We start from the raw sequence: 22,163 nt of genomic DNA, 5'->3' as shown, positions 1-22,163 counted from the left end.
AGGGGGGGGGGCATCACGGGTTCCTGGGTGCTCCCCTGTACCTCAGGAGCAGCATGGTTATGTCGTCGAACTGCTCCGACCCGCCCATGTGGTCCAGGACATCCGACCTTATGGCCTCCACGATCTCGTCCACGGGCCTGTCCTGCATCTCGTCGACCTTTCCGAGGAGCCTCTCCTCGCCGTAGAACTCCTTGTAATCGTCGTTGGCCTCCGTCACGCCGTCGGTGTACAGCAGGATCATGTCTCCGGGGAGCAGCGTTTCACCGTAGCTCTTGTACGTGATGTCCCCCATCGCGCCCAGAACGAGTCCGGGCCTGGTCTTCAGGAGGGCCGCAGCCTCGCCCCTGCGCTTGATGACCGGGGGGCTGTGTCCCGCGTTGGCGAAGCGGACCTCCCCGGTTCCGACATCCAGGATGCCCATCCATGCGGTGGTGAACATGCATCTTTCGTTGTCCTTGGACACTCCGTAGTTCACGGCCCCGAGGATCTCTCCCGGTTCGGACCCGGGTGTCGCATGCCCTTCCAGCAGGGACTTGGTCACCGCCATGACCAGGGCCGCCGGGACCCCCTTCCCCGACACGTCTCCTATAGCGAATGCGAGATGGCGGTCGTCGATCATGAAGAAGTCGTAGAGGTCCCCTCCGATGAACTTCGCGGCGGACATGGAGCCGTATACGTCCACACCGGCACTCTTCACGGAGTCGAAGTCCTTCGGGATGAACGACTCCTGGATCGCTCCAGCGATGTTCAGTTCGGTGACCAGCCTCTCCTGTCTGACGCTTAGGTCCCTGACATCCTCGACGTAGGTCTCGATGTCACTCGTCATCTTCGACAGGGACACGGCCAGGTCCCCGATCTCGGAATCCTCCGAGAGGTATTCCCTGTAGGTCTCCATCACGGACCCCGTGTTGGCGGACATGTCCTCGCTGGAGATGAAGTGCCTCGCGGCGCCGGAGATGCGGGCGAGCGGCTCGGACACGGTGCGCTCCACATACCAGAGTACGACGAGCATGGGGACGGTGAATGCGATGAGCGACGCTCCGACGTAGAACGGGATCATGGTGACGTTCCCGTGGCCGGTGAAATCGGTGAGCACTCCGGCATACGTCAGCATGGCGACGGTGAGTCCGATCGCCAGCGCGGATATCAGGAACATCAGGATGATGCGATCCGTCAGATTGCCGATGAACCTGCCCCTCTCTTTCGGATGTCCATCCCCGCAGCGGTCGGCGACGGGGTCCATCGGCTTCAGGAGGAACAGCAGGAGCAGCGCGTTCGAGAATGCCACGACAAGGGGGACGTGGTTGGTGTAAGGGAATGCCAGGAGGGCGACGACCGGTATTGTGAGCCCTCCCAGGAGGGCAAGGTCGAACAGAGCGGGATGCACCCTGCGTCTGATGTCGTCCTGCGGGGTACCTCCCGCATGCGGTGAGCCCAGAGGTATGCGGAAGTATCTCATGATCATGACCAGGACGAACCCGATGAGCGGTGCGAACGCCACGACATTGATCAGGATCACGACGTCGTCGAACGTGAACTGGAACGAGTCGAAGATCAGGCCGTAGAGCAGTATGTATGCCGCGTTGTAGGCCAGGCTGGATATCGCCAATACCAGGAGGAACTTGTACACGTTGTACGCGGAGTTCAGGAGTGGGCGCTCGCATCCCCTGTGGTTGAGCGTGCTGTACCAGATCCTGTACGGGATGTACGACACCATGAACACGGTCACCAGGTCCATCATCGACGGTCCCAGGGGGATCCCGTTGGACATGTTGATCGCGAAGTTGACGATCGTCGCCCCCAGGGACCCGAACGGTCCGAGGAGCAGGCCGACTGCGGAACAGACGGCCACGTCGGGCATGAGGTCTATGGGCAGGCTGTGGTCTATGACCGCGACCACCGATGTGATGAGGATGGACAGCACCAGGGCCCTCACGTCCTCTATCGAGAACGCACCTTTGAATCTCGTCAGTCCGCAGTCCATTTGAACGGTCTTGGCATCCGTATTTTCCGGATAAAACATTTCTGAGACTGTGTGGTCCGATTTATATGGGAACGGTCAGATGATCTGTACCATCTGATTGATCGGTGGTTTGTCCTCGGTCGGGTCCGTGATGCACAGGTACTTGAAATCGTGTTGTTCGTAGTATGGGATGAGTTCGTCTGGGCAGTCTACTCTTATCACGCGGCACCCTACGATTCCGTTGGCTTGTTTGATGAGTTCGACCGCGTCCTCCAGTAGGTCTGCCCCCATCCCCTTGTACGAGTAATCGGCTCTTCCTAGCTGACCGAGGAGATAGCTCTGAGCGACATTGTTGTCCGGGTCGATGTTCATCTTCTTGCTCAGCGACTTGGCCACGTTCTGATCGTCAGGAACACGCAGGCATCTGATCGAGAGTGTATAGTACCCTGCAATTCTCCCTTCCATTATGGCTAAGTATGTTCTGGCCATACTTTTCTTTTCGAAGATGATTGCTTTGTTGTGAAGAAAATCCTCTCTATCGAGATCACGGGAGCAGACGAATGATCTGAGATAGGTTTGGAGTTCCGATTCGTCCATGGAATCAATCAGTGTTCCGAGAGCCGCGGTCCGATATGATTTCATAGTTTCACCGTGCGAAGCAGTTTGACCGCTTCTTCGGGATCCCTGATGGGGAGGACGGCATTGGACGTGTCTATGGGCCCGCGACGGTCCGCCTCGTCGAAAGCTTCGATCAACCTGTCCACTTCCTCCTGAGTCTTCAGCACGATGTCCTGATAGAACGATTGCGTTGCCATGCTCTCACCTCGTACCGTGTATATTGTCCCTCCTTATAAACATTGTCAGAGGACAATCGTCCCCTCGGTGTCGCCGTTATAAATACGGACCATGGGATTCCATCCTCGTTTTCCGATGTCGGGGGTGTGTCGAACGGACGAGATCACGGTATCATCCGATGCGGGGAACCTGTATGGGGTCCTCGATTTCATCATGGGCCATCTGGACGGTCATGAGGTGTCCGGGAGGTCCGTCGCACAGCTGGAGCTGGCCGTGGAGGAGGTCTTCGCCAACATATCCAAGTACGCGTACCATCCCGGCGAGGGGGAGGTCTCCGTCGCCTGCGAGTTGGACGAGGGGATGCGTCTGAGGGTCCGTTTCATGGATAGGGGGGTTCCGTTCGACCCGCTCCGGAGGCCCGATCCCGATACCACCATGCCGATGGAGGACCGTCCCATCGGGGGACTGGGGATATTCCTGGTGAAGAGGAACGTCGACAGCATCGAGTACTCCCGTACGGACGGGAGGAACGTGCTGACCATCGAGAAGGTCATGTGACCCGTCTTCTCCGAGGACCGTATCCCGTGTCAGAAGGTACCGCCGGGGGGAGAGCCCCGGCGTAAGGAGGGACACGGAGGAATACACATCCATTTCACCAGATGTCCCGGTTTAGCGTCATCTCTGAGGCTTGTGATCCACTGAGCGTGATCTTTGAATTGGAGGCCGTTCTCCGTACGGTCTCCCGTGTCCTGTGAACTCTAATGGGTCCGGGACCTCCCATCCAGGAGGTCCCGCTCCGAGACCCGTTTGCTCTTCAGGTTCGTCGCGTGTTCTGTGAGTCCGGGTCCTTTCGGACCCTGTGTTTGCTCTTCAGGTGATTGGTCGATAGCTTCCGCTCAATCATCAGGTTCCGATCAGCTCCTCATGAGCCTCATGGCGACGATGATGGCCATGACGACGATGAGGACGACGAGGATGATCAGCAGGTAGTCGGTGATTCCCATGCCGGACTCTGCGGGTGCGTCAGGAGAGGCGGGGACGAATCCGGACTTCTCGATACCGGTGAGCTGGAATGTCACAGTGGCATTGAGCATCATCGGGTTGTCAGAAGGTGAGTCCTCGGGCACTCCGGAGATGGTGAAGCTCATTCCGGACGTGGTGCAGGTCGCACCCTCTGCAACTGCTCCGCTGATGGCCAGCTTCGCCTCTCCGCTGAATCCGTTGGCGAGCGTGTACTCGATGGTGTGGGTTCCTGCGGTGAGGTTGACGTTGCTGACATACATTCCAAGGATGGAGATGTACTGCATGAGGTTGCCGTCGATGGAGACGTCATTGATTCCCTCGTTGGCGAGGACGGCGATGGTGTAGATGTCGTACTTCACGTTGGCGGAGACCTTTGCAACATCTCCGATGTAGGTGAAGTTCTCCTTCTCGTCAGAGGTCCAGGGCTTGTCAGTATCGATCTTTCCATTCTCGACGGGGATGTCGAAGCTAGCGGAGGTGACCTCGTCAATCTCGTATGTGTCAGCAGTCTTGTCGTACACAGTCATCCAGAGGTCGTCTCCGACGTAGAACTCGGTGGACTCGTAGCCCTCGATGCCCTTCTTAGTAGCGTCATCGAGCACAGCTCCGTTCGAAACGAAGATCTGAGCTCCACTGACAGGACCATTGACGGTCGCAGATGCTCCAGTGTTGTCCTTCTCGGTCTTCATCGTGGCCTCTCCGACATAGATCTTTTCGGAAACGAGGAAGTTTCCAGGTGCGGAGGTGCTGGTGGGGGCTGCGACGGAGACCACTCCGCCATCCATGATCTTCACGTTGGCAGCGTTGAGGATCTTTCCGGAAGCGACGGTGACAGTTCCCTCGATGACGAGGGTGTTGAACTGTGCTCCATCGGATGCGAGCGTGGCTCCGGAAGCGACGATGAAGTCGACGGTCTCAGTGCTAAGTCTGGTGGTTCCAGTGAAGGTTCCGGCAGACAGGGTGACCGTCGCACCCTTGATCTTTGCGTCTGCCTTGGCGAACTGCTTGTTAGAATCAAAGGTGAGCTTTCCATCCTTGTCCTCGACATAGAGGTCCTTGACGTTCTTCGCGGTGATGGTGACGTCCCCGACTGTGACGGATCCGTCGAGCTGACCGTTGATGTTGAGCTTGGAACCGACAAGTGTAACGGAGGATGCCACGAGCTTCCCGTCGACGACCAGGATGTCGCAGTCGTCGGTCGCATCGAACACAATGTCTCCGGCATTGACGGTCCCATTCAGGGTGATGTCGCCATTGATGTCTGCGATGTTGGCGAGAGCGACGGACAGCGGGGATATGACATAGTATCCGTCGATATCCTTATAGTACGCTCCGGACACGGGAACTCCCTGGGACAGGAGCTGTTTTCCTTCGGCATCGTATTTTGCATCGATCTTCGCCTTGACGATTCCGTTGACGACGATCACGCTAGTGTTCTCTTCGTTATCCGTTCCACGGTTGATGGCATCCTTGGCAAAGGTGGTCTCTGCTCTGACCTCTTTGTCCGTCAGGAGGACTCCGTCCACGGTTAGGGTGATCCCATCGTTCACGACGATCTCCGTAGTGTCAGCATCGACGACCTTCACAGTGACCTCGGCGGGAATCGTAAGGTTGCTGCCTATGGTCAGGGCTCCGTCCTTGGAGACCTCGATGGTCTCTCCGGGGTTTGCCTCTGAGAGTGCGATCGCAAGGGTGGTCCACTTGGCCCATCCGTTCTTGACGACCTTTCCATCCTTGATCTCATAGGATTTGACGTCGCTCACGATCTCTCCGCTCACCTTGGTCTTGTTGTTCGCGTAGACGGTTCCGTCCACGACAGTGATGTTGGATCCGCCGTTGAGCTTCCCGGTGGCATCAATGGTCAGTTTGACTCCGTTGTGGTCCTTCGCGCATCCGATGTTCAGCTTCCCCTTCACATCGAGGGTCTTGTCGGCAGGGACATCATTGGAGGCGGTGAGCTCCTGAGCTCCCAGCACCTCGACCTTCTTCACATCAGCGTTAGCATTCAGGACGTCGAGTGCTGCATCTGTGGTGACGTAGTTGTACACATCGTCCTTGTTCGAATCAACGGTCATGTACAGCGCGCCGTTGACGATCGCGGAACCACCGTTGGAAGTCTTGATCGCCTTGGAGGCAACGATGCTTCCGGCATCCTTCAGGCTGACTCCCTTCAGGGAATCGAGACTGCTGCTATTTGTGTTCTCGGAGGTGAACGTTCCTGCGAGGGCATCGATCTTCCCGGTGACGGTCAGATTGGTTCCCGCGGTCATCTTGAGGGCATCCTTCTTTCCGAGGGTGAGTTCGGAAGAGACGGTAAAGTTCGCTCCATCGAGTGCGATGTTCCCGCTCGTGACGTTGTCCTTGTCGTTGGAAGACGTCTCGACGGTGTCAGAGCTCTTGATGATCCCAGAGACGTCCACGGTCGTCTCGATCTTCTCGGTCTGACCGGTCTTCACGACCTTCGCGGTGGCAACGATGGTTATACCGCCGGTGCTGTATGTGTTGGTATCCGTTCCGCCGATCTTCTTGGTAACGGACACAGTCACTTTCTGGACCATCTCGTTCTCAAGGTCCTTGATCTTGAGATTCTTGTCGATGTTAACGACGAAATTCTTCTCGGACTTTCCGATGGTAAAGTTCTGGATGTCGACAATCGCTCCAGATTTCATTGTGTTAACTATGACGAAGGTGGGTGCAGGAACTTCGGAATCGTAAACTACGGACCCGCTGTTCTCTATCACATCTTTCTTCTGATCCGTATTCGTTCTCTTAATGGCCCCATTCACAGTGAGCACGGAGTCTTCGGAAACGGATATGATTCCACTTGTTCCATCATTTGCTCCAAGGGTCACGACTCCGCTCTCCGCTACGGCCGCATTGGCGTTGAAGATGACTTTACCGCTGTAAACGTTGAGTTCTCCGTCGATCTGGACGTCTCCGTTGATGGTTGCGATGGCGCTCGCTCCGTTTATCCTGAACTCTCCGGCAGGAATTGCCGCAGCATTTCCGGTGGCTTCGATTCCGTCTTCGATCACGACGGATCCGTCGATCTCGGCGCTGGCGAACCCTCCCTCAAGGATGAGCTTTCCGCCGGACTCGATGGTGATGGACATCCCTTCGGGGACAACAAGCTGTCCCTCAATCCTGACAATCGCACCATTCCTGATTACGAGGCTGTCAGTGACGTTGACAATCTGATCCTTTCCGAAGAAGAGGTCCTTCCCAGTCTCGGTCTTGTTGATGACTCCTCCAAGGTACGCGTCCTCCATCGCAGAAGGATCGACCTCGATCTTGACTCCGTCTACGACCTTGGAGTCGTATTTCGAATCAGGTCCGAACTGGACGGTTCCGACGGGGGCATTACTGTCACCGACGACCGCGCTACCAGTAAGGTTTTCATCTTTAGAGAGCCCTCCGAGGACTTTAAGGACTGATTTCTCTCCCTCCATCTGAATGGCACTGGCAGTATTCAGGGCCTTGTCCTCGGGAATGGTCGCTGTGGAATTGTTGGCAATCTCAATTGTCAGTGTACTCGGTACGTTACCATAGATCGTGGTCTTTCCGTTGAGTGCAAGGTTAGTAAACGTAGGTGTAGACGGAGCTTTGGTCGTGGCGTCCTGGGGAATCATCTTCCAAGCGTTATCGCCACTTAGGATCAATGCAATCGAATTTCCAGTTCCGACCGCATAGTTTCCGTCTTGGACGTTCACTGTCGCAGCATCGTGGATCGTGGAACTATCGGCATACGCTCCGTTAATTCCAGTCATGGTGTCGATGGTCAGTTTCACCCCATTGTCGTAGTTGATTCCAGCGTTCCCAGAATCATCGGTGGAACAGCCGGACATGGATACGGTGCAGTATCCAAGTGTGAACGCACTTCCATGGTAATTGGATACGTCTATGTTGGTCAGAGTTACTGTAGCATCTTTGCTGGCTACGTTCACTCCGCCGTATGCTTTGGTTCCACAGTCAATGTCAAGGTTCTTGATCTCCAATGTGGAGGCCAATCTCACGTTTATGACATTGATCGCACCCTGTGCATTTTCTTTGTAGTCGCCTGTGAATGTGGTACCTTCGATTGCAGTGATTTTATGATTGTTACCATTAATCACTTTGATCTTGGTGTTGTCCACAGGAATGCTCTCATCAACACCCGTGAGGTCCGAATCGAGAACGATGGTGGTCTCGTTACCAGTGTAGCTGGAACTCAGCACATTCTTCAGTTCACTCACGGTGGAGACGTGTTTCTCCGCCGTTTCGGAACTCTCAACGCCCTCAGAAACAGGCGTCACTGCGCAGAATGCGCAGAACACCATTGCGAGGACGGCGACAGCCGCGAGGAGTTTGAGCTTGCACTGCCCCCCCCCCCGTGACTTCCATTTTATTCGTTTTCATGTGATTTCCTCCGAAGGTTTGAATCTCCGGTACAGGCGCCTGAGTCCCCGTCTCTCTCCAGATATGGGGTCCCTGCGCCTATGTGACCGATTCACGCCCTCGGATATATCAGATGTCGGCACAGATTCCAACGGAGTGTTAGGAAAACGGCCTGTTTCACACCCTCGTATCACATCATTCCGCCGTCACGGGCCCCTCCGCGTTTCCCAACAGCCTCCCGGCCACGAGGACAGCTATTCCGAACACGGCGACCGCCGCCCCGGCCACATGGAACGCGGGCCCGTACCCGAGCATCGCTATGATCGGGCCCATTATTACCGCAGACAGCGAGGTCCCCAGGTTCATCAGGCACGCGTACACCCCCATGGTCCTACCCTGGGCGGACGCGGGGGACATCATGGCCAGGCCGTTGGTTATCGTCGGCATCCCTATCCCCAGGCCGACCCCGAGTATCCCCACGCCCACGCTCAGGACCGCTATGTCATCCACGGCGAACAGCACCATCGCGACCGCCTGCAGGACGAACGCGGCGAACAGCACCACGGGGTACCTGGGGATGCGGTGCATCCTCGAGTACACCATCGACGTGACCGTCTGCGTCAGTCCCATGAGCGCCAGGATCAGCCCGCACACGGTCATGCTCTGCCCCATGGCCGTCAGCATGTCGGACAGGTTCACCGTGACGATGAACATCACGAACATCAGCATGAATATCGACGCGTACATGACGGCCATGTGCGGCCTCGAACCCTCCGCGAACCTCTGCGGAGCGCCCTGCGTCCTGTCCGGGAACGTGACGTCCCTCACCGCGACCAGCCCCATCAGGAGTATCGGCAGCGCTATGAGGTAGATCAGGAACGGGGTGTTCCACGCGACGTCGGCCATCACCCCGCCGATCGCCTCGAGCACGACGCCCCCGAACCCCATGAACGCGGACTGGACGGCCATGACCCTGCGCCTCTCGTCCCCGTCGTAGTACACTCCCATCAGGCCGGTGGCCGCCGTCGATATCCCCGCTATGCCGACTCCGAGGAACACCCTCGTCGCCAGGAGCGTGTAGATGTCCGTGCAGAAGTATCCCGCCACGCCGGCCGCTATGAACACCGCCAGCGATGCGATCAGGGTCCTTGCCAGGCCCGCCCTGTCCGCCAGGTATCCCATTGGGAACCCGAGTATGGCGACCGTCAGGGACGGGAGGGATACGATCATGGACACGAGGAACTTGCTCGCGCCCAGCTCCACCTCGATGCCGTGGAGGGACGGCGACACCGCCGCCGACCCCATGAGCACCATCATGGATGCCATCAGGAGGGCCAGCTTCGTCATCCCCGACGGGTCGAATGTTCTGCCTTTGGTGTCTGTGAACGACATGATGGCTGTAACGTTCTTACGGGACACAGCATAAAGGTTTGTCACGATTCAAGTTCTGTTAACATCGATGACGCCGCTGCTTACTCCGTATTTCGATGCAGGGCCCTACTGTCCGCACGACGATCCCCCCGTCGGCCGCCCCTGGTCTCCCCGGTATATCAATGATGTCCGAAACACCATGCCGAATGTCTAAATATGTCCAGGGGCTGTCACGGCCATCCAGATAAGACCCGCAGCGTCGGTTGCCGTTGGGTGGCCCTTTGTACCTGCGGGCAATGGACATCCTTCTGTCGGTCTTGAACGGACATCGTCCTCCCCTGCCCGACGGACGGACGGCGCAACGGCAGTTAGAACTACGTCATCGTCCATTGTGCACCGTGGCGAGGCAGGTCGATTTCCTAAACGGGAGCATACCCCGGACGGTGCTGGCGGTGGTGGCGCCCCTCATGGTGGCCCAGCTGGTGAACCTGCTCTACAGCATAGTGGACCGCATATTCATCGGCCACATGCCCGGGTCCGGCGCGCTGGCGATGACCGGCATAGGGGTCTGCCTGCCGGTGATATCCCTGATCTCCTCCTTCGCGATGCTCTACGGCTCCTCGGGAGGGTCCCCGCTGTTCGCATTGGAGAAGGGCTCCGGCAACACGGACGAGGCGTCCCGGATCATGGGCACGTCCACGTCCCTGGCGGTCCTGACCGGGGTCGCCCTGACCGTCGTGTGCCTGCTTTTCTCCGGACCGATGCTGACGATGTTCGGGGCCAGCCCCGACACCCTGCCATACGCGTCGGACTACCTCTCCGTGTACGTCCTGGGTAGCACGTTCGTCCTGGTGTCCCTCACGCTCAACTCATTCATCAGCGCCCAGGGGTACACGGTGGCGGCCATGAGGTTCGTCGCCGCGGGCGCGGTCCTGAACCTGGTCCTCGACCCGGTCCTGATCTATGGTATGGGCCTCGGGGTCGTCGGCGCGGCGGCAGGGACGGTCGTATCTCAGGCGGTGTCCGCATCCCTGGTCCTCTGGTTCGTCCTCAGGAGGGCGGAGGTGAGGCTGATCCGCGGGCACATGGCCCTGGAGAGGGCGCGCATCCTCAGGATATGCGCGCTCGGTGCGTCGGGGTTCATGGTGATGGTCACCACCAGCATGGTGCAGACCGTCTGCAACAGGACGGCCCTGGCGTTCGGAGGGGACCTCTACGTGGGGGTCCTGACGATCATGAACTCCATACGGGAGCTGTTCGGGACGCCCCTCACGGGCCTGATGACCGGCGCGGCCCCGGTCATAGGGTACAACTACGGGAAGGGGGAGTGGGACCGCGTGAGGCAGGCGGTGAACTCCATCACCGTCTTCGGACTGGGGTTCGCGATACTCGTGTACGCGGTGCTCATGCTGTTCCCCGGTACGTTCGTGGGCCTGTTCACATCCGACCCGGGGATGTACGCGGCGGCGATGTCCGTGCTCGGGGTCTTCTTCTTCGGATACTTCACGGTGGGGCTCCAGTTCGCCGGCCAATGCACGTTCTTCGGTCTCGCCCGTCCCAGGGAGACCATGTTCTTCACCCTGTTCAGGAAGGTCGTGCTTGTGATACCCCTGACCCTGGCGCTCCCGCACATGTTCGGACTGGGGGTCGACGGGGTGTTCGTCGCGGAGCCCATATCCAACATCGTCAGCGGGGTCCTGTGCTTCGCCGTGATGAGGGTGGTGCTGGAGAGGGACCTGGGGTCCAAGGCCGCCGGTCCGGACGGGGCCGTGTGAAAATAGATAAGACGGGTACGGCATCGGTCGGGACGATGTGTCCGGAGAGGCGTCGGGACGTCGTGGACAGGATGCTGGGATCCTACTCCGCATACTACGACATAGAGGATGTTTCGGAGGGGGACCTGGTTGCCAGGATGGAGTTCCACTTCAGGGGCGAGCAGTACATGCTCACCCGCAGGGTCAACCTCTGGTCGGAGGAGGACCACGAGTACGTGTACCTGTTCTCCGGAGGGTCCCTGGACGAGGCCGGCCTCGATGCCGCGCTCTCGCTCTCCCTGGATGACGGCAGGTCCAGGATCGTCCCCGGACGCGACCACAGGTGCTCCACGGTCACGACGCTCCTCGTCTACGATTCCATAGACGATTCAGCGGCGAAAAGAATAAAACATCATTCGCATCACGAGTCATTCAGGTTGATGTTGGACGGATGGATGGATCACCGCGTCGTGGCTGTCGATTTGAGCTCGGACAGGATCCTGTCGGGCAGGCGTGCGCGCGATGCCGTCTCCACCGTCCGTCGCATCATGGACAGTGGCAGAAGATGAATGGTGCCTTGCTATTGCTGATCTCGATAGCGTGTCTGATCTGCGGATATCTCGTCTACGGAAGATGGCTCGCCAAACAATGGGGCGTCGATCCGCAGAGACCGACCCCGGCGCACACCGAATACGACGGCGTGGACTTCGTCCCCGCCAAGCCCTCGATCCTCCTTGGACACCACTTCTCGTCGATCGCCGGTGCCGGCCCCATCAACGGGCCGATACAGGCCGCGGTGTTCGGATGGATACCCGTCACGCTGTGGATCCTTATCGGAGGGATATTCTTCGGGGCGGTCCACGACTTCGGCTCGCTGTTCGCGTCCGTCCGCACCAAGGCCCGCTCCATCGGCGAGATAATCTCCGAGAGCATGGGCACCAGGGCGAAGAGGCTGTTCATCATCTTCGCGTATCTAACGCTCATCCTGGTCATAGCCGCCTTCGCATCCATCGTCGCCGACACGTTCGACGGGTTCGCGGACGACGGTTCCACGGTACTCACGAACGGGGTCACCGCCACGATATCCATGCTGTTCATAGTGGCCGCCGTCATCCTGGGCTTCCTGATGAACAGGTTCAGGATGTCATCGCTCGTAAGCGCCGTGCTCGCGGTGCTGATGCTCACGGTGTGCGTAGCGGTGGGGATCAACTTCCCCATCTACATCCCCAGCGAGATCTGGATCTGGGTGCTGGCACTCTATATCCTCGTGGCATCCGTGGTGCCGGTGTGGATCCTGCTGCAGCCCCGCGACTATCTGTGCTCGTTCCTTCTGTACGGGGTCATAGGCGCGGCCATCGCGGGCATCGTCATGGCCAACCCGAACCTCTCGCTGCCAGGGTTCACGACGTTCGAGACCAGCATAGGGTACCTGTTCCCCGCACTGTTCATAACGGTCGCATGCGGCGCGATATCCGGGTTCCACAGTCTGGTCGCGTCCGGTACGACGTCCAAGCAGATAGACAACGAGAGGCACATGCTCCCCATCGCCTACGGCGGGATGCTGATCGAGTGCGTCCTGGGGATCATAGCGCTGATCTGCGTGGGCATGCTGTACAGCGGAGGGATGCCCTCCGGTACCCCGACCCAGGTGTTCGCCCAGGGGATCTCGAGCATGCTCTCGTCCGTAGGTCTGGAGAACTACGAGACGGTCACGTACAGCCTGGTCATACTGGCGGTCTCCGCCTTCGCATTGACGTCCCTGGACACGGCCACCCGTCTGGCCCGCTTCATGTTCCAGGAGTTCTTCCTCAGGTCGGACGAGTCCCCCAAGGACGCGGTGGGCGTGAAGAAAGTGCTTACCAGCCCCGTCGGCGCGACCTGCATCACGGTATTCCTGGGTATGGCCCTGGCGATGGTGGGGTATCAGAACATATGGGGCCTTTTCGGGGCCGCGAACCAGCTCCTTGCCGTGCTGGCCCTGCTGGCCATATGCGCATGGCTCGGCAACATCGGGAGGAACAACAGGATGATCTACATCCCGATGGTTTTCATGCTCGTTGCGACCCTCACGTCGCTGGTGCTGACCGTGTGGAGCAAGGCGACGGTCCTCCTAGGAGGGTTCGACGTCATGGCGTTCACACAGATGCTGCTGGCGGCGATCCTGTTCGTCCTGGCACTGGTCCTGATGAAGGAGGGCGTGAGCGCCCTCCTCGGACAGCGCAGGGGAAGCTCCTCCCAGATGTGAGGGCCCCTGCGGCCGGCCCTCCGGGAGAGGGCCGGTCACCGCCCGTCAGTTCTGCATGTTGATGTTCTGGCCCTTGATGAGCGGGTAGGAGACGACGGAGTCCCCGTCCAGGTCCTCGCGGTGCATGTCCACCCCGGAGACCTGGCTGTTCTCGTACGTCGTGTAGTAGTATATCCCACGGTCCACGTTGCAGCACGACGAGTACACCGTGATCTCGTACTTCCCCTCGGCCACCTCCGCGCACCCCCTCTGCTGCGCGACCGACCCGAGTATGTGGAAGAACTGGCTTATGCTCTCGGATTCGGAGTCCCCGGACAGGGAGTTCATCTTCGTGAACGCGGCCTTGACGAACCTGGACGCCGACGAGAGGTCCCCCGGAATGCCCATGCCGCCCATCCCGCGGGAGTACTCTTTGAGGTCCAGCCTGTCGGAGAACCTGTTCTCCGCAGGGTGAGGGGACACCCCCATGTAGTTGTTGAGGTTGGTCATGTGATAGTCGAACGGAGGGTTGTTGGTCAGGACGCCGACGGGGTTGTCGTACACCTTCAGCCCTTCCTTGACGCACTCCACGGTTATCGCGCCGTCCCTGTCGGCTATGATCCAATGCAGGGGGGACAGGGGAAGCTTCTCGCTGAAGTCTATCCTCACGAGGTTGATCCTTTCCAGGAGTTTCCTCGCGTCGTCCACGGTGGCGCACTGGCCGAGCACCCACGGTATGAACTCGAAGGGCGTGACGTTGTCCTTCCCGTCGGCATGCGGCTTGTAGTCCGCGTTCCCGGGGAAGTTGAGTCCGGCCATGCTCAGTCCGGACTCGTTGGTCGCATCGTAGTACAGCGGATACCCGTCCACGACGTAGGCCATGCCTATCATGGCCTCGTGGGACGTCATGTCCGGCATCTCCCTGAAGCGGAACACGTAGTTCCTCGGGGTCACCGTGACCGTCTCATCGTACGAGTACTCCAGGTCCAGGTTGCGACCGAAGTACGAGTCTCTTGTCCTGTAGGTTGCTGCCATGCACATGTTAGACACCTCCGATATCGGATCCGCGTCCGGTACATGTCCGCGTATGGAATGCGAGACCTTAACGGTATCCCAGTCACCCGGTGGCCTGTCCCCGGATGTGCTCGAGGACCATCAGGTCCCGGCGGTATCCGTCTATTATCCCGGCCATCTCGATGACGAGGTCCGCCTCCCTCTGCTCCAGACCTTCCGTCAGCGGCCCGGTGTCCACGGGCCCGTCGATGGAACCGCGTGAGGCGATGAGCTCGGCCATGCGCCTGCGGCATTCCGCCCCCACGGTCCCCAGCGACCTGGACACGAGCCGGCATCTCGCGGTCAGGCTGTCCTGCCAGGCCAGGAAGCGTCCCACCGCGAAGTCGTCCTCCCTCCCCAGGTTCATGCTGAGCTTCGCAGACACCGTCGCAGCGGTCAGGACAAGGGCGGCGCTCTCGGCCACGTCCGGCTCCCCGCGGGCGGCCTTCCCGATGTTGTCTATCTGCTCGCCGGATATCCCGGCGTACCTCTCGGCCAGCTGGACGTTCTCGTCCCGCAGGTGGTACGGGACTATGAAGTGGTTCGCCGCGAACGCGATCGCCACGCCGATCAGCATGAACGCGACCCTCTCGGTCAGCACGGTCTCGGCGGGGACGGTCATGGAGGCGGTCAGCAGGGACGAGAACGTGACGAAGGACATCATGACGTCGAACCTCTGGGGGTTCAGCACGGTGAACGCGTAGTTCGCCAACAGGAGTATGACGGTCAGCACCATAATGTCCCCGGACGCGACGACCAGCGCCGCCACCGTCGCCCCTATCCCCACGAACGCCCCGGTCAGACGCATGGCCGTCCTTTTGCGGACGCCCTCCACATATGGTTGGACCATGGCTATGGTCGCGAACATGAGCGCCCTGGCATCGTCCTCCCCGGAGAACTGCCACACGAACGCGCACAGCGTGAACATCACCGCCATGCGGAACGAGAACGTGAACCTCACGGAGTCCATGCGGAGCGTCTCGCGGACGACGGTCCTGATCGTGAACGATCTGGTGATGCCGTGCCTCTCCGGGACGTACCCGGATGTGCGGTAGTCCAGGCGCCAGAGCTCGTCGCGCATCGTGCGGAGTGCGGACACGATCTCCCTGTCGGCCTGCGGACGGTCCCTGAGGAACGCGTCTATAGAGGACAGGACATCGGCCGTGTCCCTCGTCCCACCCTGGTTCTCGGACACGAGGCGGACTATCCCGGACAGGTCGTCCAGGACGCCGGTGTCCCTCTCCCTCTCGCACACCGCCGTCCCGATCACCTGGAGGGACACCACCAGGTCCAGCAGCGCCCTGTCGTTCGGGGACGAGTTGAAGCGGTCCTCCAGATGGTAGTACAGCTTGCGGTTCACCTCGATGCACAGCCTCTCCAGCCTCTCCGGGCTGACGCTGGCGCCTGCGACGACCCCCTCGCAGCAGGATACGACCTCGTCGCAGACGTCGACGATCCCCGCCCTCTCCTTCTTCCTGTTGCCGTGGTTGAACACGTAGTTCAGGCCCACGATGAACACCGACCCGACCATCAGGGCGACGATCCTCATGAGGAGCACGTCAGTGGACACGGGGGACGTGAGCATGAAGGTGTATCCCAGGAGGAATGGGAAGTGCATGGGCGACACCAGGTCGCGCATGGTGACGAAGCATATCGAGAAGATGAACGTGAAGTTCATCACGGCCCCCAGGAAGGGATTGCCGAAATGGATGGCCACGAACGAGAACAGTCCCATGGCCACGGTGGACGCGAGGAGCATACCGAGGCTCTGGACCGGTTTGACGGAGAGGTCCCTCCCGAGGAGCGTCAGCGCGAGGACGATGACGATGACCCCGACGAGGGAGTTCTCCTGACCGAACTGGGCCGTGAACCCGGAGACGAACAGGCAGATCAGTATGAAAAAGACGGTCTTGCCCGCAAACGTCTTCGCGTCCATGGGATGCCAATCGCGGTATCACGTATATGTGGGTATCACAGGGCCTCCATGCAGGGACGGATCTGGAGGGATATCGCGGTACGGAGGTCATAGGACCATGGCGCCGGTATAGACGATGTCCCCATCCGATGGCGAGTTCAGGAATCTCAGTTCGATGAAAGATGCCACGAAGGCGGCCATCCCGATGACCATGGATACCAGGGAGGTCACCAGACCCACCGTCAGGTCCTTGTTGACGGCCTCCAGGCGCAGGAACGAGCGGACCTTCGCCTCGACGGCATCGTGTTCCAGATCCGTCCATCTCCTATCCGTCGGGACGAACAGGCGGTTGCCGCACAGGATCAGCATCCTCAGGAAGGTCACGACGGAGCAGGCCATCCCGGACACGATGCTGGAGTAGCTGAATGCGATTATGTCCTTCTCATCCATCTGCACCTTGTACCAGATCAATTCGATGAGTACGAGGGATGCGAATGCGATGACGATCCCGACGCCCGCTCCAAGGACCATGAACTTCTGCTGTTCCGTGGAGACCATCCTGTCGAGACGCGAGGTCTTTCCGTCCGGGTCGCCTCTTTTGGGGATCCTGTCCAGTATCTTCCTCACTTTTTCCGTCTCCTCGTCCAGGGAATCCTCCACGGCCCTGGACTTCATGTACATGGAGATGAGGCATGCTGCGGACAGTGCGGCTATCACCGCGAAGATCAGGCTCCTGTGATCTTTTTCGATGCATACCGAAAGTATCGGGACGGCAAGGATTGAGACCATCAGGACCATTGATATGGTCGACCAGACGTTGATTCTCTTGGATGTCATCCTTGTCACCGGATATGGGGTCCACCGTCATAATCCTCTCCTCCGGCATGGCCATTACATACTGTGTCGATTTGGACGATGTCCTGCTAGGAACGGACCGCCGGGGGGAGAGCCCCGGCGTAAGGAGGGAACACGGAGGAATACACATGATCTGTACCATGTTCCGGTTTAGCGTGATTCAGTGATCTCATGATCATTGAGCGTGGTACTGTGAATAGGTCTGTCCTCGGACCATGACGATTGTAATGGGTCCGGGACCTCCTGTCCGGGAGGCCCCGCTCCGAGACCCGTTTGCTCTTCAGGTTAGTCGCGTGTTCTGTGAGTCCGGGCCCTCTCGGGCCCTGTGTTTTCTCTTCAGGTGATTGGTCGATAGCTTCCGCTCAATCATCAGGTTCCGATCAACTCCTCATGAGCCTCATGGCGACGATGATGGCCATGACGACGATGAGGACGACGAGGATGATCAGCAGGTAGTCGGTGATGGTCATTCCGCCGTTGTCGCCGGAGTCGGGTGCGTCGGGGACGAATCCGGACTTCTCGATTCCGGTGAGCTGGAGGACGAGGGTCCCATCGAAATCACCGGAGATGGTGAAGTTGGTACCGTCGATGGTGCAGTCCATTCCCTCGGGGACGGCTCCGTTGACCGCGAGGGTGGCGGTTCCGGTCCATCCGTTGTCGAGGGTGTACTCGACCTTGTGGGTCCCTGCAGTGAGGAAAACAATACCATCGTAAGGATCGTACAGGTTCCCGTCGATGGTGATGTCGATGACTCCCTCTGCGCTGAGGATCCTGACACCGTAGACATCGTAATCGATGTTGGCGTCCACTCTGTCGACTTCTCCGATGACCTCATCGGTTATAGGTCCGTTTGTCCCGGTCCATCCGTTGGCATCTGCGTTCTCGACCTTGTACTCGACAAGGTCTATCAACGTACTGTTGTTGGCAGTGAAGTCATAGGCGGTCACGTAGAGTGCGTCCTCGATGTAGTACTCGGTGAAGGGCTTGTCCTTCACGATATCGGCTGCGATGGAGGATCCATCAGCAACGATCGCGAGGATATTGACATCGACGTTTCCAGTGACGGAGGCGGATGCTCCGAGGGCTGCCTTCTTGGAGATTCCAACGAGGAGTCTGTCAACAGATGCTGTTCCCACTCCGTCGGTGGAGGTCTGCTCGGCGACTGAAAGGGTTCCGTAGACCTCGACGGTGGGTGCATAGAGCACTGCATCGTTGTCGACGAAGACCTCTCCGTTGATGGTGAGTGTGGAGATGGTAACTTCGGTGTCCGCGACGGTGAGCTTTCCATCGACGGTCATGGAGTAGACGTTCGCGGATATGATGGATACCTCTCCTTCGACGGTAAATGCGAACTTGGAACCGTCGGTGACATTGTCGACATCTCCGGCGATCGCGAAGACCTCGACATCCCCGTCCGTAGCGGCCGTGAATCCGAATCCTTTGACCGTGTCTGCATTGACGTTGACGGACCCGACACCGCTGGCGATGGTTCCAGAGAATGCATCGGCAAAGCCGATGGATGCATTGTCGAGGGTGATGCTCTTGGCGACGACGTCACCCTTAACTCCGACAACGACGGTGTTCTCCGCATCCGTTCCAGTGAGGGTTATGTCTCCGATCTTCAGAGCGGTCTCCCCGTAGTTGACGATGAGCATACTGTAGCCTTCGTCGACATCGTAGGTGGACACTCCGGGAGCGGCTGCCTCGACGGGCTGTACGTAGTACGTCTTGTCGGTCTTGATGGTTATGCTGTAGTATGCTCCGGAGAGTTTGAGGTCCGCGGGAATCTCGAGATCGGACTTCACGATTCCGTCGAGGACGATCTTGGCATCCTTGTCAAGGGTTCCTTCAGCGGCGGTGACGAGTGTGACTGCGGATCCGTTGATGAACAAGGCCCCATCGACGGCCAGGGTGACGTTCTTGTCGATCTGGATGTCAACGCCGTTGGTATCGAGGGTGACTCCGTCGGGAATGGTCATGTTCTTGTCGATCACGACGGGGTTCGCGGTACCGCTGAGCTTCACGGTCTCTCCGGACTCGGCGATGGTCAGGGCATATGCGACGTTCGTGTAGACTCTGCTGGTCTCACCCTCGATGATGACATCGCTGGTGATGGTTCCTGCAGGCTTGAGTCCGGATTTCTTGTCCTCGATCGAAAGGACCCCATCCACATCGATGGTTCCGTTGTTCTTGAGGATGGCACCGGACACGAAGTTGACCTTCGCATCATCTCCAACATTCATTGTGGAGCCATCGAGTGTGACAGTGGTACCGCTGGGGACGGTGATATCCTCTTCGATGTCGACATTCCCAAGGATGGAGATCTTGGTGGCACCATCTGCGACGGCGGTCGCGAGGGTGGTGTAGACGAACTGCTTGGAAGCGGTTCCGACAGCGGCGATCTCATAGGATGCCGCATTGACGACTCCAGTGGAGGCGATCTTCTCGGCGAGAGTGACCTTCCCTTCGACAGTCAGAGCATCCTGGGATTCGACGAATGTGATCTTGCTTCCACTGGTTCCAGTGATGGTCCCTGTGACCCTCAGCTCGTCAGTCTCTCCTCCACCGATGGCGATGCCGACATTCTCGTTCAGAACCAGGTCTCCAGAGATCACATTGTCCCCAACGAACGCAATGATCATGGAAGGCACGTCAGCACCGTCTGTTGTGGTGGACGAGGTGACGTTTCCGGATGCGGCCAGATACTTGTAGGTCACTCCATCGATCTTCTCGGTTTCGAGTGTAACGGTGATTCCGGAAAGGATCTCGTTGGCTTTGATCGTGACGATGACCTTCGATTTATTCTTGTCATACTTATCAGTCTCATAGTCCTTCGCAGTGCTGAGTGCATCTTTGTCGGACACAAGGAACTGGATGGCATCTGCGCTGTCATTCTCGAGTGCGACGACCTGGACAACAGCCTCGACGGAAGTGGAAGTAATCTCCACCTTGGAGAGAGCCTTCCCATCGATCACGATGGTTCCGGAGTTCTTGATGTTGTCACCGGTCTGTGTTATGGCCCCCTCCATCTGGAACGTTCCTTCGTTAATGAGGGACGAACCGTTGAGGGAGATCATGGATTCCCCTCCGACAGCGATCGTTCCGTTGTTGACGAGTTTACCGCTGATGATGTTGGCGACTGCCTTGAATTCAGGTTCTTCTGAGTCATCGGAGTAGTCAAGGATAATCGATCCGTTGTTCTCGACATCTCCTCCGTTGATCACGAACCCTCCAGCGAGTGTGTTGGAAGCATCGGATTCCACGATGATGGTTCCATTGTTGACGAGCTTCCCGGTCGCGTTCGCGATGATGAGCTGTGCCCCGTCCTCGATGGTGACGGTGACTCCCTCGGGGATGATGAACTGTCCTTCGAAGGTGAAGATCGTCCCACTGACGAGGGTGATGTCGCCGGTGGCGGTGATGATCTGGTTCTTGGTGAAGGTCGTGGTGGTGTCGTAGGATCCGCTGAGGGTTCCCTCGGAAGCGACGGCAGACGTGTCGACGGATCCGGTTCCGGGAATGGCAGGGGGGATCTCTGCGCCAGTAGTAGTCACGGAGATGGTTCCGTTGTTCGTGAGGGCATTGGTCGTTGCGGTGACTTTTCCTCCGACGACGAGGCTTCCTGTGCTGGTGATCTCTACATTGGAAGTGGCATTGAGCGTGGCATCTTCGCTGACGATGACCTTTCCCTCGATCTTCACGTTGGAGACATTCAGGGTCCCGGACGTGATGGTCAGGTTCTTGAAGACGACATCGGAGGTTCCGACAGCTTCAATCTCAGCAGCAGTCCCAGATCCGGAGACTATATTTCCGGTCATCATCACAGATCCCTTGGAGAGTGTAATCCCTCCAGTTCCAGCAACAATATTCGTGAGAGAAACTGTGTTCTCACCGATGGTGATAGACCCGTTTGCCTTCGCATTGGCAGGAATGCTAATTGTAACATCCTTCACAGTGTCTTTGACTATGATTTTTCCAAGACCAACATTGTCAACGTAGTCGGGGTTGTAGAACATCGTGACCAAAGTATAACCCGCTCCAGTCGTGAAGTTTCCACCATTGATGGTCAAAACTTCAGTCCCAGTGGGTGTTCCAGTTTCTGTGTAGGTCCCGTTCAAGATGCATTCTACGGTTCCGTTGAATGTCCCTTCGTTAATTGTGGCTATATTCCAATTCAGAATTACTGCCTGAGGGGTGTTCGAGAATGTACCACCATTGATGGTCAAAATCCCATATTCATCGTTCTTGATTGTGTTACATCCTCCAGAGAATGTACCACCATTAATGGTAAGTGTTGCAGCTACATCAGAACTTCCTTTGTTGTTAATCATCGAGCTGAATCCGCCATCGTTCTCGACGGATGTTCCAGCATTGATTGTAAGGATTCCGTTGTTAAAGATCGTGTAGTAGGAGTTCCCGCCGTTGAGGTAGGGTTCGTACGTTCCTGCTTCTGCGGATCTCTCGAAGAGTCCGCCATTCAGAATGGCACTTCCACCGTTGTTGACAAGAAGTGCGGCCTTTGCGTGAGAGATGTTGTCTACGGTTCCGGTCTTCTTCTCAGAACTATCCGAAATCGTGACAACTGCACCGCTGTTCACGGTAATGGTGTGATTTTTGTCAGTGTTGGTGATCTTGAATCCGGCAAGATCGATCTCGACTGCTCCAGATGCACTCACCACGATAGAATTGGTGACATCTGCTTTGAGCACGTATTTTCCAGCAGCATTGATGGTGATGACATCCTCGCTTACAGCAGGGAGGTCAGGTGCTGCCGCATCGTTGTCCTCGGCGACTGCAGGTACAGCCGCGAACACAGCGAACGCGATCGCCAGAACG

At 58.1% G+C, this 22,163-nt stretch carries 13 protein-coding genes; 4 read left to right on the top strand and 9 right to left on the bottom strand.

Annotated elements, in window-relative coordinates:
- Positions 1-13: 13 nt before the first annotated feature.
- From V5D86_RS03030 to V5D86_RS03020, 3 genes are all read right to left on the bottom strand, one after another.
- Positions 14-1,984: a PP2C family protein-serine/threonine phosphatase gene (locus V5D86_RS03030; protein WP_414595222.1), complete on the bottom strand. Its 1,971-nt coding sequence runs from the start codon at positions 1,982-1,984 to the stop codon at positions 14-16.
- A gap of 75 nt (positions 1,985-2,059) precedes the next feature.
- Complete coding sequence (locus tag V5D86_RS03025; protein WP_414595221.1) at positions 2,060-2,560, bottom strand: hypothetical protein; 501 nt, start codon at positions 2,558-2,560, stop codon at positions 2,060-2,062.
- A 41-nt stretch (positions 2,561-2,601) separates the two neighbouring features.
- On the bottom strand, positions 2,602-2,778 hold the full coding sequence (locus tag V5D86_RS03020; protein ID WP_414595220.1) for a hypothetical protein: 177 nt from the start codon (positions 2,776-2,778) through the stop codon (positions 2,602-2,604).
- Positions 2,779-2,869: 91 nt separating this feature from the next.
- Between V5D86_RS03020 and V5D86_RS03015 the strand changes: the two genes are divergently transcribed.
- The gene (locus V5D86_RS03015; protein WP_414595219.1) at positions 2,870-3,316 is read left to right on the top strand and encodes an ATP-binding protein; all 447 of its coding nucleotides are present in this window, start codon (positions 2,870-2,872) and stop codon (positions 3,314-3,316) included.
- Between the two features lie 356 nt (positions 3,317-3,672).
- Here V5D86_RS03015 and V5D86_RS03010 read toward each other — a convergent pair whose 3' ends face one another.
- Together V5D86_RS03010 and V5D86_RS03005 are read right to left on the bottom strand one after the other, a co-directional pair.
- Positions 3,673-8,097: a hypothetical protein gene (locus V5D86_RS03010; protein WP_414595218.1), complete on the bottom strand. Its 4,425-nt coding sequence runs from the start codon at positions 8,095-8,097 to the stop codon at positions 3,673-3,675.
- Positions 8,098-8,350: 253 nt separating this feature from the next.
- Entirely contained in the window at positions 8,351-9,547 is a 1,197-nt protein-coding gene (locus V5D86_RS03005; protein WP_414595217.1) for an MFS transporter, read from the bottom strand.
- 377 nt (positions 9,548-9,924) lie between these two features.
- Between V5D86_RS03005 and V5D86_RS03000 the strand changes: the two genes are divergently transcribed.
- Genes V5D86_RS03000 through V5D86_RS02990 form a run of 3 tightly spaced genes read left to right on the top strand, consistent with a single transcriptional unit; the run spans position 9,925 to position 13,525 of the window.
- Entirely contained in the window at positions 9,925-11,301 is a 1,377-nt protein-coding gene (locus V5D86_RS03000; protein ID WP_414595216.1) for an MATE family efflux transporter, read from the top strand.
- Positions 11,298-11,849, top strand: a complete 552-nt coding sequence (locus tag V5D86_RS02995; protein ID WP_414595215.1) for a hypothetical protein — start codon at positions 11,298-11,300, stop codon at positions 11,847-11,849. The genes V5D86_RS03000 and V5D86_RS02995 overlap by 4 nt, the downstream gene beginning before the upstream one ends.
- Positions 11,846-13,525, top strand: a complete 1,680-nt coding sequence (locus tag V5D86_RS02990) for a carbon starvation protein A (RefSeq protein WP_414595214.1) — start codon at positions 11,846-11,848, stop codon at positions 13,523-13,525. Before V5D86_RS02995 ends, V5D86_RS02990 begins: the two co-directional genes overlap by 4 nt.
- 45 nt (positions 13,526-13,570) lie before the next feature.
- On the opposite strand, the gene bsh is transcribed toward V5D86_RS02990, so the two are convergent.
- From bsh to V5D86_RS02970, 4 genes are all read right to left on the bottom strand, one after another.
- Positions 13,571-14,545 carry a choloylglycine hydrolase gene (gene bsh / locus V5D86_RS02985; RefSeq protein WP_414595213.1) on the bottom strand — a complete coding sequence of 325 codons (975 nt, stop codon included), beginning with the start codon at positions 14,543-14,545 and terminating at the stop codon, positions 13,571-13,573.
- A 76-nt stretch (positions 14,546-14,621) separates the two neighbouring features.
- Complete coding sequence (locus V5D86_RS02980) at positions 14,622-16,493, bottom strand: FUSC family protein (protein WP_414595212.1); 1,872 nt, start codon at positions 16,491-16,493, stop codon at positions 14,622-14,624.
- A gap of 87 nt (positions 16,494-16,580) precedes the next feature.
- Complete coding sequence (locus V5D86_RS02975) at positions 16,581-17,309, bottom strand: hypothetical protein (protein ID WP_414595211.1); 729 nt, start codon at positions 17,307-17,309, stop codon at positions 16,581-16,583.
- Positions 17,310-17,707: 398 nt separating this feature from the next.
- Positions 17,708-22,141 (bottom strand): beta strand repeat-containing protein, encoded by a 4,434-nt coding sequence (locus tag V5D86_RS02970; RefSeq protein ID WP_414595210.1) that lies wholly within the window; start codon positions 22,139-22,141, stop codon positions 17,708-17,710.
- Positions 22,142-22,163: the final 22 nt, after the last annotated feature.

Source organism: Candidatus Methanoprimaticola sp. MG2, assembly GCF_047501175.1.
Lineage (GTDB): Archaea > Thermoplasmatota > Thermoplasmata > Methanomassiliicoccales > Methanomethylophilaceae > Methanoprimaticola.
The sequence above is the reverse complement of the archived record's forward strand: the minus strand, read 5'-3'. Positions and strand labels throughout refer to the sequence as shown.